The sequence below is a fragment of the Aeromicrobium sp. 9AM genome, from assembly GCF_902506105.1.
Lineage (GTDB): Bacteria > Actinomycetota > Actinomycetes > Propionibacteriales > Nocardioidaceae > Aeromicrobium.
This window is the reverse complement of the sequence record NZ_LR733303.1, coordinates 1-15703: the sequence shown is the minus strand read 5'-3', so window position 1 is coordinate 15703 and position 15703 is coordinate 1. Positions and strand designations below refer to the sequence as shown.

The 15703-nt window shown below is 64.0% G+C and carries 14 protein-coding genes; 6 read left to right on the top strand and 8 right to left on the bottom strand.

Going from position 1 to position 15703, the window contains the following annotated elements:
* The first annotated feature begins 172 nt into the window (after positions 1-172).
* From BOSE46_RS00070 to BOSE46_RS00055, 4 genes are read left to right on the top strand one after another with little or no spacing between them, the layout of a single operon-like run.
* Positions 173-961 (top strand): cyclopropane-fatty-acyl-phospholipid synthase family protein, encoded by a 789-nt coding sequence (locus BOSE46_RS00070; protein ID WP_159537076.1) that lies wholly within the window; start codon positions 173-175, stop codon positions 959-961.
* Positions 962-976: 15 nt separating this feature from the next.
* Complete coding sequence (locus tag BOSE46_RS00065; protein WP_159537074.1) at positions 977-1738, top strand: alpha/beta hydrolase; 762 nt, start codon at positions 977-979, stop codon at positions 1736-1738.
* 37 nt (positions 1739-1775) lie between these two features.
* Positions 1776-2387: a LysE family translocator gene (locus BOSE46_RS00060; protein ID WP_159537072.1), complete on the top strand. Its 612-nt coding sequence runs from the start codon at positions 1776-1778 to the stop codon at positions 2385-2387.
* Between the two features lie 8 nt (positions 2388-2395).
* Positions 2396-2974, top strand: coding sequence for a uracil-DNA glycosylase family protein (locus tag BOSE46_RS00055; RefSeq protein ID WP_159537070.1), 579 nt, complete (start codon positions 2396-2398; stop codon positions 2972-2974).
* Positions 2975-3280: 306 nt separating this feature from the next.
* Here BOSE46_RS00055 and BOSE46_RS00050 read toward each other — a convergent pair whose 3' ends face one another.
* The 7 genes from BOSE46_RS00050 to BOSE46_RS00020 form a co-directional block, all read right to left on the bottom strand.
* Positions 3281-3616 carry a cupin domain-containing protein gene (locus BOSE46_RS00050; protein WP_159537068.1) on the bottom strand — a complete coding sequence of 112 codons (336 nt, stop codon included), beginning with the start codon at positions 3614-3616 and terminating at the stop codon, positions 3281-3283.
* A 60-nt stretch (positions 3617-3676) separates the two neighbouring features.
* On the bottom strand, positions 3677-4402 hold the full coding sequence (gene narI / locus BOSE46_RS00045; protein WP_159537066.1) for a respiratory nitrate reductase subunit gamma: 726 nt from the start codon (positions 4400-4402) through the stop codon (positions 3677-3679).
* Complete coding sequence (narJ, locus tag BOSE46_RS00040; protein WP_236551559.1) at positions 4399-5097, bottom strand: nitrate reductase molybdenum cofactor assembly chaperone; 699 nt, start codon at positions 5095-5097, stop codon at positions 4399-4401. The genes narI and narJ overlap by 4 nt, the downstream gene beginning before the upstream one ends.
* A complete protein-coding gene (gene narH / locus BOSE46_RS00035; protein WP_159537064.1) occupies positions 5094-6743 on the bottom strand; it encodes a nitrate reductase subunit beta in 1650 nt (549 codons plus the stop codon). The genes narJ and narH overlap by 4 nt, the downstream gene beginning before the upstream one ends.
* Positions 6743-10438 carry a nitrate reductase subunit alpha gene (locus BOSE46_RS00030; RefSeq protein WP_159539290.1) on the bottom strand — a complete coding sequence of 1232 codons (3696 nt, stop codon included), beginning with the start codon at positions 10436-10438 and terminating at the stop codon, positions 6743-6745. The genes narH and BOSE46_RS00030 overlap by 1 nt, the downstream gene beginning before the upstream one ends.
* A gap of 35 nt (positions 10439-10473) precedes the next feature.
* A complete protein-coding gene (locus BOSE46_RS00025) occupies positions 10474-11640 on the bottom strand; it encodes an MFS transporter (RefSeq protein WP_236551558.1) in 1167 nt (388 codons plus the stop codon).
* A 151-nt stretch (positions 11641-11791) separates the two neighbouring features.
* Entirely contained in the window at positions 11792-12577 is a 786-nt protein-coding gene (locus BOSE46_RS00020; RefSeq protein WP_159537062.1) for a YwiC-like family protein, read from the bottom strand.
* Positions 12578-12700: 123 nt separating this feature from the next.
* On the opposite strand from BOSE46_RS00020, the gene BOSE46_RS00015 reads away from it, so the two are divergent.
* Positions 12701-13135 carry a CBS domain-containing protein gene (locus BOSE46_RS00015; protein WP_159537060.1) on the top strand — a complete coding sequence of 145 codons (435 nt, stop codon included), beginning with the start codon at positions 12701-12703 and terminating at the stop codon, positions 13133-13135.
* A gap of 598 nt (positions 13136-13733) precedes the next feature.
* The gene (locus BOSE46_RS00010; protein WP_159537048.1) at positions 13734-14552 is read left to right on the top strand and encodes a hypothetical protein; all 819 of its coding nucleotides are present in this window, start codon (positions 13734-13736) and stop codon (positions 14550-14552) included.
* Positions 14553-14580: 28 nt separating this feature from the next.
* On the opposite strand, the gene BOSE46_RS00005 is transcribed toward BOSE46_RS00010, so the two are convergent.
* Positions 14581-14982, bottom strand: a complete 402-nt coding sequence (locus BOSE46_RS00005; RefSeq protein WP_159537046.1) for a hypothetical protein — start codon at positions 14980-14982, stop codon at positions 14581-14583.
* Positions 14983-15703 lie beyond the last annotated feature (721 nt).

The window sequence follows — 15703 nt, the reverse complement described above, 5'->3', positions numbered from 1 at the left end:
GCACACAGCTCAAGGTCTTGCTTCAACCTCCGAAGTGCCTTGAGCGACTGAGCCCCTCACCACCCACCTGGTTCGAGGGGCTCCGTCATGTCGGGGAGACAGCCGATCGGCGGACACAAGTGGAGCCGATCGGTCGATACCCCGAACCTGGCGTTGCGTCGACGCTGGAGACATGAGCGCATACACCGAAACCGATCTGGTCACCACGATCGGACAGCTTGCCGGCGCGGACCTGTCCGATCTCACCCAGGCACAGCTCGACGGCATCGACCAGTTCCACGGCGGCGGGGCCGAGGCAGTCGACCGACTCATCCCCAGCCTCGATCTCAGCGCTGGTATGACTCTCCTCGATGTCGGCTCAGGGCTCGGCGGCCCCGCCCGCCAGATCGCCCGCACCACCGGGTGCGACGTCTTGGGAGTCGACCTCACCGAGGCATATGTCGAGGCGGCGACCGCGTTGACGTCTGTCGCCCGTCTCGGCGCCCGGGTCCAGTTCCTCCATTCCGACATCGCACGTCTACAGCGGTCCGGCTTCGACGCCGCCTTGTCGATGCACGTCCAGATGAATGTCGACGACAAGTCGGCGTTCTTCGGGGAGATCGCGAAACGGCTTCGCCGCGGCGCCTGCCTGGCGGTCTTCGAGGTGTGCCGAGCCAGCGAGGATGCGCTCCCGCTCCCGCTGCCGTGGTCGATCGACGGCACGGACAGCTTCTTGGCAGCACCCTCCGATCTGCTGGGGGTCATCGAGGACAGCGGGTTCACGGCGCTCGAGTGGGTCGACGAGACGCCCTGGGTCCTCCAGTGGTTCGACGACCTCGGAAGCCGGCTCGCTGCTGCGGAGACCGAGGCCTCACTCCCTGCCCTCCTGGCCGACGGGCCCACCAGGATGATCAACTTCGCCGTCGCCCTTGCCGACGGCACTTTTACCGTCCACCGCGGCGCCTTCAGGCTCGCCGACTAGATCGAAAGGCACCCCATGGACCTTCATTTCACCGCGGAGACGGCGTCAGACGGCGTCGTCGACCGCAGCTTCGTCGTCGGAGACGTTCCCGGCGTCCTGTGGTCGCCGGCGTCCGCCGACGCTCACGCGCCGCTCCTGCTCATGGGCCACGGCGGCGGACTGCACAAGCGCGCTCACGGCCTCGTGTCGCGGGCTCGGGAGACCGTCGTACGCGATGGATTCCATGTCGCCGCGATCGATTCGCCCGGCCACGGAGACCGGCCCCGTTCGGAGGAGGACCAGCAGTGGGTCGACGCGATGCTCGAGGCAAGGGAACGCGGCGAGTCACTGGCTCCGTCGATCGCCCCGTACAACGCCTCGCTCGCCGAACGCGCCGTGCCCGAGTGGCGGGCGACGATCGGCGCACTGCTCTCACTCCCTGAGGTCGGCGACGATGTGCCGATCGGGTACTCGGGGATGACGCTCGCCAGCGCGATCGGGATCCCTCTCGCCGTGGCCGAGCCGCGTATTCGTGCGGCGATCTTCGGTGGCGTGTTCGTGTACGACGCCGTGATCGAGGCAGCGCGCCAGGTCACGATCCCGGTCGAGTTCCTGCTGCCGTGGGACGACGCCGAGATCTCGCGCGAATCCGGCCTGGAGGTGTTCGACGCGTTCGCATCCGAGGACAAGACCCTGCTGGCGTTCCCGGGCTCGCACTTCCGGGTGCCGGCCGATCGGATCGACACCCGGTTCTTCGCCCGGCACCTCGGCAGAGCGAGCTCCGTCGCCTCACGATGAGTGTCAACGCGACGAATCCTCGGTAGCCTGCGCTGCTATGGGTCCAGCATTCCTCCTCACCTCGTTCGTGATCGTCGCCACGCCCGGAACCGGCGCGCTCTTCACGGTGGCCGCCGGCATCTCGCGCGGTGCACGCGCCAGCATCCTCGCCGCCTTCGCCTGCACCCTCGGCACCGTCCCGCACCTGGTGGCTGCGGTCACGGGGCTGGCAGCCGTGCTCCACGCGAGCGGCATAGCGTTCGCGGCCATCAAGTGGGCCGGCGTCGGCTATCTGCTCTACATGGCGTGGGCGACCTGGCGCGACACCGGTGCCCTCGCGGTCGACAGCCGTCCCGGCGCAGCGTCCGCCCGCCGCGTGCTCGTCTCCGGGATCACCATCAACCTGCTCAACCCGAAGCTGACGATCTTCTTCTTCGCGTTCCTCCCGCAGTTCGTCCCGGCAGGATCACCGCACACCACGATTCACATGCTCGTTCTGAGCGGGGTCTTCATGCTGATGACGTTCGTGGTCTTCGCGGCGTACGGGGTGTTTGCTGCGTCGGTGCGCGACGCGCTCTTGTCGAACGCCAAACGTCTTGATCGAATCCGCAAGGCCTTCGCGGCCACGTTCGTCCTGCTCAGCGGTCGGCTCGCCGTCGAGTCGCGCTAGCCGTGACGATGAGCTTCACGTCGATCCGCCAGGCGATCATCGAGGACGCCGACAACGCAGCCATGCGAGACCTCGGTTACCTGCCGCTGTATGCAGCTGGCCCGCGCGCCCGAGTCGCGATCGTCGGCCAAGCGCCTGGACGAAAGGCCCAGGAGAGCGGCCTCGCGTGGAACGACGCCAGCGGCGCGAAGCTCTTCGACTGGCTCGGCGTCACGGAGGAGCAGTTCCGGGACCCGGATCTGTTTGCCCTGTTGCCGATGGATTTCTACTTCCCGGGCAAGGGCGTGGCCGGCGACCTGCCACCGAGGAAGGGTTTCGCAGAACGGTGGCACCCCCCGCTCCTCGAGCTGATGCCGGACATCGAGGTCACGGTCCTCATCGGCGGCTATGCCCAGTCCCACTACCTTGCCGGTCGGGCCCGGCGGAACCTCACCGAGACCGTCCACGCGTTCCGCGACCACCTGCCGGACGTCATCCCCCTCGTCCATCCGTCCCCGCTCAATTTCCGCTGGCAGAGCCGCAACCCGTGGTTCCTGACCGACGTCATACCCGTCCTGCGCGAACGTGTGGGCGCAGCGATCGCCTGAGCTCACGTCGGGGTTGCGCGCCCACCGACGAGAAGAGCCCCTCACCTGCGTCTCCGCTGGTGAGGGGCTCCTCGTTTCCCGTGGCAGGTGCAGGGTTCGAACCTGCGTAGGCTGAGCCGTCTGATTTACAGCCCGCGCCCAGCACTCTCCTGAACTGCAGCGATGCCGCATCGGTAAGGACTTGCCCCGGGATTCCCCCCAGATTCTCGACGCCAGTGGGGTGTGGTCGACGCCAGTCGTGCATCGTGTTCGATCTGCGCGGAGTTGCTACGTACTCACGCGGGACCACGCCGGCGTCGACGAACCTCAGCTTGTGTGCTTGCCGACTGTCAGCAGCACGACGGAGTCCTCCACGGCCTCGAGTGAGTGGCGTGAGTCCGGGATGGTGATCAGGTCGCCCGGTGAGCCGTTCCATCTGTTCTCTCCGGCCACGAGGGTCACCCGGCCGTGTAGCACTTGGAGGGTGGCCTCGCCCGGATTCTCGTGCTCGTCGAGGTTGATGCCCGCTTGGAGCGCGATCAGGGTCTGGCGCAGGACGTGCTCGTGACCGCCGTACACAGTGTGGGCGCTTCGACCGCTCGATGTCTTCTTGGCCGTCTCCATGTGATGGCGGGCAAGCGCGGTCAGTGACTCCTTCTGCATGGGACTCCCTGTTGATAAATGGATATGAAGCGATTCCGTGAAGAATCGAGCTGCAGTACCTCAGCCGACCCGATCCCAGCCGCGGCGTGGGCTGTGACTGCCGAGCTGATCGTCACGGCTGCGGTAGACGATGTAGGGGCGAGTCAGGTAGCCCACGGGTGCGCTGAATACGTGCACCAATCGGGTGAAAGGCCATAGCGCGAACAGCCCGAAAGCGACTAGTGCGTGCAGCTGGAAGCCCAGCGGCGCGTTCGCCATCAGCGCGGCGTCGGGCTGGAACGCGAGGAACGAGCGATACCAGACCGAGACGCCCTCGCGGTAGTTGTACTCACCACCGATCGTCATGATCGAGCCGGCGATCGTGTTCCACATGCCGAGCACGATGACGATTGCCAGGAACGCGTACATCACCTTGTCCATCACGGTGGTCGCGGAGAACACCGGTCCGGTCGTGCGGCGGCGATAGATCAGGATCACCATGCCGACCACGGTCATCACACCTGCGGCCAGCCCGCCGCCGACCGCCGCCACGTGGTACATGTGCTCGGTGATACCCACCGCATCGGTCCATGACTGCGGCACGAGCAGGCCGATCACATGGCCGCCCACCACACCGAGCATTCCGAAGTGAAACAGCGGGCTGCCGATTCGGAGCAGCCGGTTCTCATAAAGCTGAGACGACCGGGTCGTCCAGCCGAACTTGTCGTAGCGACAGCGCCATAGATGCCCGGCTACGAACACGGTTAGGCAGACGTACGGGACGACAACGAACAGAAAGACACTCATGAACGCGCTACCGGGAAGGACGGCATCGGCAACAGGGTGGCCCCGGAGGTTGCGCCGGGGCTGAACTGCGGACTGGCGAAAGGAGCGAGCCCTACCTCTTCCTCGGGTGGCCCTTCGGCGGCGAGGCGTCGTACGGCATCGCGCTCCTCACCGCGCAAGGGCGGAAGGGTCGCGGTGACCGCATCGATCAGTGACGACCACGGCGATGCCATGTCTCGAAGCGACAACCGCAGCAGCTCCAGTCCAGCGCGATGGTCCAGCATCAGGTCACGGCCAAGATCATGGTCGATCGTGGCGGCAAACTCGAGCACCACGCACAGGTGGTCGGGCAGCTCCGAATCATCGAGATCGAACCCGGCCTGGATGTAGATCTGCTTGAAGCGCAGCAGTGCCATCCCTCGCTTGCGCGTGTCTCCGTGCGCAAAGTAGGTCAGGAACAGGTTGCAGCGACGTCGATTGTCAAACGTCTCGACGTAGTCAGCTTGCAGCTCCGACAAGGGGGTCGACTCCAGGTGGTCGAGGAAATCGCGGATCGACTCAGCGATCACCGGTGACAATTGTTGAGTGGCATCCCTGATCAGCCCTGCCCGTCCGAGCATCTGATCATCGGGATAGTCGAGCAGCAGCGATACCGACTGCCACGCGATCGTCAGTTGCGTGGCGGGCATCGTCGCCTTGGCGCGCCGCGCGCTCACGAGTCGTCTCCCTTTGGCGGGAAGATGCCGCTCGGCGAGCCCTTGCCATCCCAGTTGAGCAGATTGACACGTCCCTTCTTGCCGTCGGGACCAGCCAGCGAGTCCGAAGTCTGCCGATCCTGCAACATCTGGAAGTTCTCGACCGCAATGGGCGTCGGTGCGCCCGAGCCCTCACCGAAGAGGTCGTTCTGCCCGCCGCCATATTCCGAAACCGCGCACTCGGTGGCCAGCTCCTCCAGCGAGTGGGCTTGTTCTGCGTGTGCAGGAGGGATGACATAGCGCTCTTCGTACTTGGCGATGGCGAGGAGTCGGTACATGTCGTACATCTCCTCCTCGGTCATCCCCACGGCCGCTGGGATCGACGCGTCTGGTTCGCGACCCATGTTGATGTCACGCATGTACGAACGCATGGCTGCGAGCTTCTTGAGCACGGCGTCCACAGGAACAACGTCGCCGGCCGTGAAGAGCTCCGCGAGGTACTCGATCGGGATTCTTAAGGCGTCGATGGCCGCGAAGAGGTTTCCCTTGTCCTCGGCGTCCTCCCCTGTCTCGGCGACCACCTCGACGACCGGCGAGAGCGGCGGGATGTACCAGACCATCGGCATGGTCCGGTATTCCGGGTGAAGCGGCAGCGCGACCTTGAACGTGTTGATCAGCGCGTAGATCGGGGAACGCTGCGCAGCGTCTATCCAGTCGCGTGCAATGCCCGCCTTCTCGGCCTCGCGGATGACCTCAGGGTCGAACGGGTCCAGGAACACGTCTCGCTGTGCTTCGTACAGGCCGTGCTCATCGGTCGTGGAGGCCGCCGCAAGCACCTTGTCCGCGTCGTACAGCATCAGTCCGATGTAGCGCAGGCGTCCCACGCACGTCTCAGAGCAGACCGTTGGGAGTCCGACCTCGATGCGCGGGAAGCAGAAGGTGCACTTCTCTGCCTTGCCCGTGCGGTGGTTGAAGTAGATCTTCTTGTACGGGCAGCCAGACACGCACATCCGCCATCCGCGGCAGGCGTCCTGATCGACCAGAACGATCCCGTCCTCTTCGCGCTTGTAGATGGCGCCACTCGGACAGGATGCGGCACATGAGGGGTTGAGGCAGTGCTCGCAGATGCGTGGCAGGTAGAACATGAAGGTCTGCTCGAACTCGAACTTCACCTTGTCCGCGATCTTCTTCAGCATCGGGTCACGGTGCGTGTTGGCCGTTGAGCCGCCCAGATCGTCGTCCCAGTTGGCCGACCATTCGATCTTCATGTTCTTGCCCGAGATGAGCGACTTGGGACGCGCGACAGGAGAGTGCTCCTGCGCAGGCGCATCGGTCAGCGTGGCGTAGTCGTACGTCCAGGGCTCGTAGTACTCACCGATCGAGGGCAGCTTGGGGTTCGAGAAGATCGTCATCAACTTCCTGAACCGACCTCCTGCCTTGAGCTTCATGCGGCCCCGCTTGTTCAGCTCCCAACCGCCCTGCCACTTCTCCTGGTCCTCGTAGGTGCGGGGGTAGCCGAGACCGGGTCGGGTCTCGACATTGTTGAACCAGATGTACTCGGTGCCGGATCGATTGGTCCACGCCTGCTTGCAGGTCACCGAGCACGTGTGGCAACCGATGCACTTGTCGAGATTCATGACCATTGCCATCTGCGCCATGACCCTCATCAGTACGTCACGTCCTGACTGCGCTTGCGGATGATGGTGACCTCGTCACGTTGGTTGCCTGTCGGGCCGAGGTAGTTGAAGGCAAAGGCGAGCTGGGCATACCCACCGATCAGATGTGATGGCTTCACCAGCAACCGGGTGAGCGAGTTGTGGATGCCACCACGCTTTCCTGATGTCTCCGCGATCGGTACGTCGATCAGCCGATCCTGCGCGTGGTACATGTACACAGTCCCCTCAGGCATGCGGTGCGACACGATCGCCCGCGCGACGACCACGCCATTGCGGTTGACCGCCTCAATCCAGTCGTTGTCGACGATGCCGACCTTGGCAGCGTCACGATCACTCATCCAGATGTTCTGCCCACCTCGCGACAGCGACAACATGAACAGGTTGTCCTGATATTCGGAGTGGATCGACCACTTGTTGTGAGGCGTCAGGTAGCGGACCGTCAGTCCTTCGACCTCCGTGCCGCCAGCTCCGTCGGAGATCGTGCCGAGCGCAGGCTCGGCGAACAATGCCGCCATGTTCAAGGGCGGTCGGTAGACCGGAAGTCCCTCGCCGAGCTCAGTCATCCAGTCGTGGTCGAGGTAGAAGTGCATTCGACCGGTCAGGGTGTGCCACGGCTTCTTTCGTTCGACGTTGATCGTGAACGGCGAGTAGCGGCGGCCGCCGGTCTCCGAGCCCGACCACTCCGGCGAAGTGATCACCGGAACCGGCGGGCCCTGGGTGTCAGCGAAGGTGATCTGCTTGCCTTCGTGCTCCTCAGCCAGGTCGGCAAGCTTCACGCCCGTGCGCTTCTCCAAAGTCTTGAAGCCCTGGGTGGCCAGCGCTCCGTTGGTTGTTCCCGACAGCGCGAGGATCGCCTCGCACACGTTCACGTCCCGTTTCAATGACGGTCTGCCGTCAGCCACGCCACCGCGTACGGCACCGTTCTTGCGCCGCAAATACTCGACCTGTGCGCCGAGCTCGAAGGTGACGCCCTTGGTCGTGGCACCGAGCGTGTCCACCAAGGGACCGAGCGCGTTCATCTTCGCCGCGACCGCCCCATAGTCGCGCTCCACCTCGACGAGCTTGGGCATGGTGACTCCCGGGATGGGCTCGCACTCGCCCTTCTTCCAGTCGCGTACGACGCCGTGTGGGTTGGCCATCGCGTCGGGCGTGTCATGGGTGAGTGCCACTGCGACCACGTCCTTGCGGACACCGAGGTGGCTCGCCGCCAGCTCGCTGAACTTCTCGGCAATCGTCTGCCAGGCGTCCCAGTCGGTACGGGTCTGCCACGGAGGGGCTATCGCCGGGTTGAACGAGTGCACGAACGGGTGCATGTCGGTGGTGTTGAGGTCGTGCTTCTCATACCAAGTTGCCGCAGGCAGCACGACGTCGGAAAAGATCGTGGTGCTCGTCTGTCGAAAGTCAATCGTCATGAGTAGGTCGAGCTTGCCCTCGGGCGCCTCGTCCCTCCACTTGACGTCCAGTGGTCGTTGTTCCTCGGGCGTCTCCGTGGCTCGGACGGACGAGTCTGTGCCGAGGAGGTGCTTCAGGAAGTACTCATTGCCTTTGCCCGACGACCCGAGCAGGTTCGCCCTCCAGATCGACAGAACTCGCGGATAGTTGCCCGGCGCGTCCGGATCTTCGCCGGCAAACTCCAGATCGCCGGACTTCAACTGTTCGACGACATACTCCCCCACCGGTTTGCCAGCAGCAGCGGCGTCATCGCTGAGGTCGAGCGGATTGCGATCGAAGGTCGGGTATGACGGCATCCAACCCATGCGGGCGCTTTGCGCAATGATGTCGGCCGTCGACTTGCCTGCCAACTGACCCTTCCCCGTGGTCGCGGAGAGCGTGTCGGCTCCGAACTGGTCGTAGCGGAACTGATTGGTGTGCAAGTACCAGAACGCAGTCTGGATCATGTTGCGCGGCGGTCGGTTCCAGTCCAGCGCATTCGCGATCTGCGTATAACCAGTGATCGGGCGGACCTTCTCCTGGCCGACATAGTGCGCCCATCCTCCGCCGTTGACGCCCTGGCACCCAGTCAGGTTGGTCAGCGTCAGGAACGCCCGATAGATCGTGTCGGAGTGGAACCAGTGGTTCGTTCCTGCCCCCATCACGATCATCGACCGGCCACGTGACTCCTCGGCATTCTGGGCGAACTCCCGACCAATGCGGGTGGCGGCGTCAGCGGAGACGCCGGTGATCGTCTCCTGCCATGCGGGGGTGTACGGCGCCGTCGCGTCGTCGTAGCCGGTGGGCCACTGCCCCGGAAGTCCGCGCCGGCCAACTCCGTACTGGGCGAGCAGCAAGTCGAAGACCGTGGTGACGAGATGCCCCTCGACCCGACGGACCGGCACCCCGCGCGGGAGGTCGGCGGCAGCGCCATCGGCGGTATCGAACCGGGGCATGCGAACCGTGACCCGATCCTCCGCGGTGTCCATCAGCGACAAGGTCGGGTCGACGCTGCCGAGCTCGAGGTTCCAGGAGCCGACGCCAGCTTCGCCGTAGCGGTGACCGAGCGAACCGTTCGGGACGACCGGGTTGCCTGTGTTCGCGTCGATCAACACCGTTTTGAAAGCGGCATTCTCGTCGCCGGCGCGATCCGTCAGGTCTGCTGCGGTCAGGAATTTCCCTGCGGTGTAGGCGCCATCAGCCCCTTCCTCAAGTCTCACCAGGTGCGGGAGGTCCGTGTAGGACTTCACATACTCAGTGAAGTACGGCGTCGTGCGGTCGACGAAGAACTCCTTCAGCACAACATGGCCCATGGCCATCGCGAGTGCGGCGTCGGTTCCGGGTTTTGCTGGCAGCCACTCGTCGGCGAACTTCACGTTGTCGGCGTAGTCGGGGGCAACAGCAATGACCTTCTGACCGCGGTAGCGCGCCTCGGTCATCCAGTGCGCATCGGGCGTACGGGTCACCGGGAGGTTCGAACCCCACATGATCAGGTAGCCGGCGTTCCACCAGTCACCCGACTCGGGAACATCTGTCTGGTCTCCGAAGACCTGGGGCGACGCGACCGGCAGATCGGCGTACCAGTCGTAGAAGCTCAGCATCGAACCGCCGATGAGATTGACGAATCGGGCGCCCGAGGCGTGCGAGACCATAGACATCGCCGGAATCGGCGAGAAGCCGGCGACCCGGTCCGGTCCGTACTTCTTGATCGTGTGCACATGGGCCGCCGCAACGATCTCGCTGGCTTCCTCCCAGGTGGCTCTCACCAGCCCGCCCTTTCCACGAGCTGACTTGTAGGCCTTGGCACGCTGCGGGTTCTCCACGATGTGCGCCCAAGCTCGTACCGGGTCTCCATCGTGCTGGGACTTCGCCTCGCGGAACATCTGAAGCAGGACACCCCGCACGTACGGGTAGCGCACCCGCGTCGGCGAATAGGTGTACCAGGAGAACGCGGCACCACGGGGGCACCCGCGTGGCTCATACTCAGGAGAATCCGGGCCGACCGACGGGTAGTCGGTCTGCTGCGTCTCCCACGTGATGATCCCGTCCTTGACGTAGACCTTCCACGAGCACGATCCCGTGCAGTTGACGCCGTGGGTGGACCGCACCACCTTGTCGTGGCTCCACCTGTCGCGATAGAAGTCGTCCGCGCCCCGCCCTCCCTTCTTGGACAACGTCCGCAGGTCGGCTGAGACGGTTCCCTTGGTGAAGAATCGCCGGCTCCGAACCAGCGCATCGGACAGGGCGCCGTCCATCCCTGGGTCGAGGATTGATTTCTCAGACGGTGGGGTCAACGGGTTGCCTCTCCTTGGATGGCGGTACGGCGAACGATGGTGACACTGAGCAGCAGCGCAACCACGGCTGTGGCGGAGAGCATCCAGAGTCCGATGGCGTACGAGTCGGTACGGCCGTAGACGTAGCCCATGATCAGCGGCGGGACAAACCCACCCAAACCGCCGGCGGCACCGACAAGGCCGGTGACCCCACCGACCCTCGATGGGTCCGTGACCTTCGCGATCAGGGCGAAGGTAGCTCCGCTGCCAGAACCAAGAGCGGCCGCCATGGCGAGGAACGCCACAGTGCCGATCCCCTCCAGCGGCGGGGTTCCTGCGGAGATGCCAGCACATACGACCACGATGCCGAAGCCGGTTGCCAGCACTGGGATCGCACCGAACCTGTCGGCAAGCCACCCGCCGACTGGCCGCATGACGACCGCAACGAGCACGAAGCCAGCCATCCGATTGGCCGCATCAGCCGGGGTGAGCTGGTGCGCCGCCTTCAGGTAGGCCGGCAGATAGACCGAGAACGCGACGTAGCCACCGAAGGCAACCGCATAGAGGAGGCTTGCCTGCCAGGTGATCGGTAGCCGCGCGTTGGCCGAGATCCGCGACATCAAGGACGTGGTAGGCACGACGCGACCGGGGGCGTCGCGCATGATCAACCAAGCCGCGATGGCATAACTCGCCAGCACACCGGCGGTGATCAGGAACGGCGACTTCGCGCCCACGTTGTCGGTCAGCTTGACGGTCGTCAACGCGCTGATCGCGGTGCCGCCCATGCCTGCGCCGAAGATTCCGATGGCGAGTCCGCGCTTCTCGGGCGGGAACCACGCATTGACGAACGGAACACCGACGGCGAACGCCGTACCGGCGATGCCGAGGAAGAATCCGCCGACCAGAAGCAGGTTGTAGGAGTCCAAAGCGAAAAAGGAGATAAAGAGGATCGGGACGATCGTCACGCCCGTGACGACCGGAAACATCACGCGCCCGCCGTAACGATCGGTGAGCCCGCCGACGATGATGCGACCGAGCGATCCGACAACCACTGGCACCGCGACGAGCAGCGCAACGTCGGACTCGCTCAACGTGCCAATGCTGCCGGTCGTGCGGAAGAGCGGTCCGAGCGGGCTGATGAGTGCCCAAGCCCAAAAGTTGACTGCAAAACCGATGGTCGCCATGGCCAACATCAGCCATGGAGATCGCGTCTGGGCGCCAGCGTCAGGCTCGGAGATCGACCGAGTCGTCACGTTCGTGCCCATCGTTTTGGCTGCACCGTCCCACCATGCACCCTCTCGGGCAGTTCCGTCACGTCTCGATCAATAGAGCCACTCACACCGATACCGCCATTCCTGCCCCTACCGCGACACCAACGAAACCGACGAGCTCGAGAAGCCCTATCCGGCCCGGGCGCCACCCGTCCCAGTCTGACTTCAGCGATCGTGCGGCAAGGAACACGAACGGCACCACCAGACCGATGCCGGCCGGCCACCCCCACATCCACCCGAGACCCACGACCAGGACCAGCGAGGCGACCGCGACGACACGGGACGCAAGAGCGAAGGCAGGGCGACGGCGCTCGCGAAGGAGCGACTTCACATGCATTGTTGACCCGACAAGGACCAGCGCACACACCAGGGTGAGCAGCCACACCCGCTCTGGGATGAGACCACCTGCGTCCGCCAGGAGCCACATCAGCGGCACGAGCGCGACGACCTGAACAATCAGGACGGCGTCGTTGACCAGATCACGCTCGTTGTTTCGGCGAGCGAATGCCACGTTGACCGCGAACAGTGCGGCGTAGCCCAGCCCAACCCAGACCAGCCACCGGTTCGAGAGGAGAAGCATCCCGGCTGGGATCGCAGCAGCGAAAGTCCAGATGAGCAGCGGTCGGCGGAACCGCGCGCCACGTCGAGCACGGGCCAAGCTCAGTGCAAAGTATGACGCCGGGTAGCCCGTGAAGGCAGCCCACACCAACAATGGCGTCGACCAGGACGCCGGGGCGACGAGTGCGCCAAGGATCAGCGGAAGCCCAACGAAGGCCCACGCGCCGTGCTGCGGTGGGACCAGAGACGCCCTGCTGCGAACAACGCGCGCCTCGCGCCTGACCTGCACCATGGGCCCCATCGACGACAACACACCTCATCATCTGAGGAGTCGTATCGCCGTCCCTAGAGTCGAAGGTCCCGACGACTCTCACGTGGATACGGAGTGCAACCGTGATCTGCGAGAGTGGGCTGCATGGGAAGCCCGATCACGCGCTCGCGCCAGACCGTGGCTGGAGCCATGCTCAGAACCCCGAAGACACATGGTCTCGAGATTACGGTTCTCGATGCAGAGGCCGCCTTCATTGATGCCCATGTCCACATGTTGCTGCTGACGCGCGGACCCGTACTGCACGGAACGTTGCTGAGGGCTGACCTCGAGCCCCGCCTCGACTCGCGACACCCCGCCCTCGAGTTGGCCACGCTCGCCGACCGAACCATCGGGCCGGATCAGCACATCGACGAGGCTCTGCAACTGTTGATCAGAGGTCAAACGCGCCGTCTCGCGGTCACAGACAGCGACGGCAGGTTGCTCGGACTTCTGTGTCTTAAGCGAGCTCTCAACGGTTTCTGCAACAAGTCAGACGTCCTCGCTCGAAGGGATGAGCGGCCGCTGGCACCGTCGGTGTAGGCCGGAGCCGAGCCAGTCATCCAGAGCTGGCTGAGGTCGTCCGATGGTCACGACCACCCACGATCCGGACGGATTAAAAGTGGTTTCGCGGCCGGCGAGATCCACCCATCTTGGCCGGGCTCCCCTCAGGTCTTGTGGCCTGGATCCGCGAACGCCTGCTGACTGGTTCTCAGCTCTCATAGGCACTACCTGCCCAGGAATCGCCCTGCAATCGCAGGCAACGAAGGTTCGACCCTCAAACGAGGGCCCAAACTTCCCCCCGCATTCCCCCCGCGCAATCGCTTGACGCACCACGTTCGCCGCATCACCGCAGGTCAGAGCGTTTCGACCGAAATGTCGGAATCCCGCTTGCCGGCGTCATGTGAGAAGTGCCCCTGACCTGCGTTTCCGCAGGTCAGGGGCACTCTGTGTTGCTGTGGCAGGTGCAGGGTTCGAACCTGCGTAGGCTGAGCCGTCTGATTTACAGGATGCTGCCATTAGGGCTCTGACCTGCGACTATGCGTTTGATTGGTCGATTTGCCCGCGCATTACCCGTGGATTTGCGGTGCCAGTCGGTGCCAGCCGGACACCTCGCGACATCGTGGGCTGATGAATGGACATGACTAGAGACGAACAATCCGCACAGGAGACAATCGAGAAGTCGACCAGGTTGGCGGTTAGCGGAGCCGCGCAGCTCTTGGCCGAGGGACGCGAGCGACGCGCCCGGGAGATAACGGAGGCCGAAGCGGTCGAAGACGAGCGACTGCAGTCACGCTGGGACGCCGAGCGCGCAGCCGCTCGAGTTCGAGTCGCCTCGGCAGACCAAGCTTGGCTCGACAACGCGAACGTCCACGAGACGGCCGGAGTCTGGCAGACCGCAGCAGTGTGGTCCCAGTTCGAACCCGACGCCTTCGCGGCCGACGAAGCCCGTCTCGCTGCTGAGATCCAACGGCGGTACGGGCTGGACGCGCGTGCCGCCGGAGCACTGGGCCTGGATGAGGCCGGCGACCTCCGAGGCCTGGCTGACGCGGAACGTCAGCGTCAGCGCGAGCACGAAGACGCCGCGAGGTCAGCGTCGAATGAGTCCGAAAGCCTGGAAGACGAAGTGAGTGCCGGTGTCGTGCTGGGAGGGATCAGTCAGGACGCCGCAACCGACCGTGCAGCAGCCGAGCAAGCCGACGCAGCAGCCTTCGAGCGCAACGCAGACGAGCTCGACATCACCGCCGATGACGTCTTGTACGACAGCGACGGACGCCGAAATGCACTCGCGCAACGAGCCGCGGCCGCCGGCGTTGACACACCAACTGTTGAGGGGCGGGTTCTTGCTGCGAATGCAAACGGGCGGCCCGGCCGCTTGGCCACGTCAAAGCACGCTCGCACCCGCGCCACGAGGATGCCGGCGCCACAGCCGGCGAAGGACGTGCAGATCGAGCGGTAGAGACTCGAGTCCAGCCTTCCATCGGCTTCTAGATATCCGGGCTGTGACGTCGTCGCTTCTCTGAGACAATGAGGCGGCGCGTTAGCACCCAGTCCAAGTCGTTTCGGAACGGCGCGAGGAGCTCAGCGACTCGGTCATAGTCGTACTGCAACCAGGCATCCTCCGCCATGCGGATGGTCTCAGGCTTACCGATACGACGATTTCGTCTCCGCATCGTGACGGTAGAAATGACTATGTCGATGACGGAAATCCCAAGGATCACCGCGAACGCCAATGCCAACCAACTAGGCACCGACTCTGGGTCGCGAACTCGATAAATCGCAAAGATCACCGCCCACGTAAGCCCTATTACCGCGCTGAAGTTCGACATATAGAACAGCATCAACGGGCTGTAGCCCGGCTTTATGAGCCAACGCCATGCGCGTTTCATCGAGTTTCGCCTATTCCCCAACGAGCCACTTCGGGCCCCGCTGGAACACTTCATCGGCCACGATGTCGCCTCCCTCGCCGCCAGCGTACCCGGCACCAGCCGTCACAGGGATCGCGACCAGTAGGCCAGAGCAAAGAGCTTCGGCGCAGGAAGCCACGGCGAGAGGTGTCGTTAGCCGTGCTGCGGCACTCGCTAAGACCGAGGATCCACCGGCGACCATACCGCCTCGGATGGTGGCGCGCTGCAACTTCTCTCGCAAGTTTAGGTTGGAATTGTTGCTGTCCTCCTGCCACTGGCCGTATGCGGAATCAGCGAACGTTACACCCGCCATGAAGGGTCCGAGCCATCTGGATTTACTAGTGAGCTTGCGAAACTTTTCGAGTCTGCCTGTGGATGCACGATGCGTCGGCTGGAATCCTGTGACTGCTCGGGTAAATTCCCTTCTAACTATCGGATCGAAGGGGTCTTGCAGGTATTTCGTCCACCAGTAGATCAAGGTCGCATTTTGTCGCAACGTCAATCCAATAAGTACCTGATTTCCCTTGGTGACGTCGACAAGCGAGCCAGCGTAATCGTCGGCTGACGGATTCAAAAGTGTCCAGCCCCCGCGGGTTGGTCCACCCTGTGTGAGAGTTTTCCCGGTTTGGGACTTCGACCTCGACGCTAGGAACTGGTCCAGTGAGAACGTTGGTAGTCACTCTCACTTGCTCCTAACACCAGT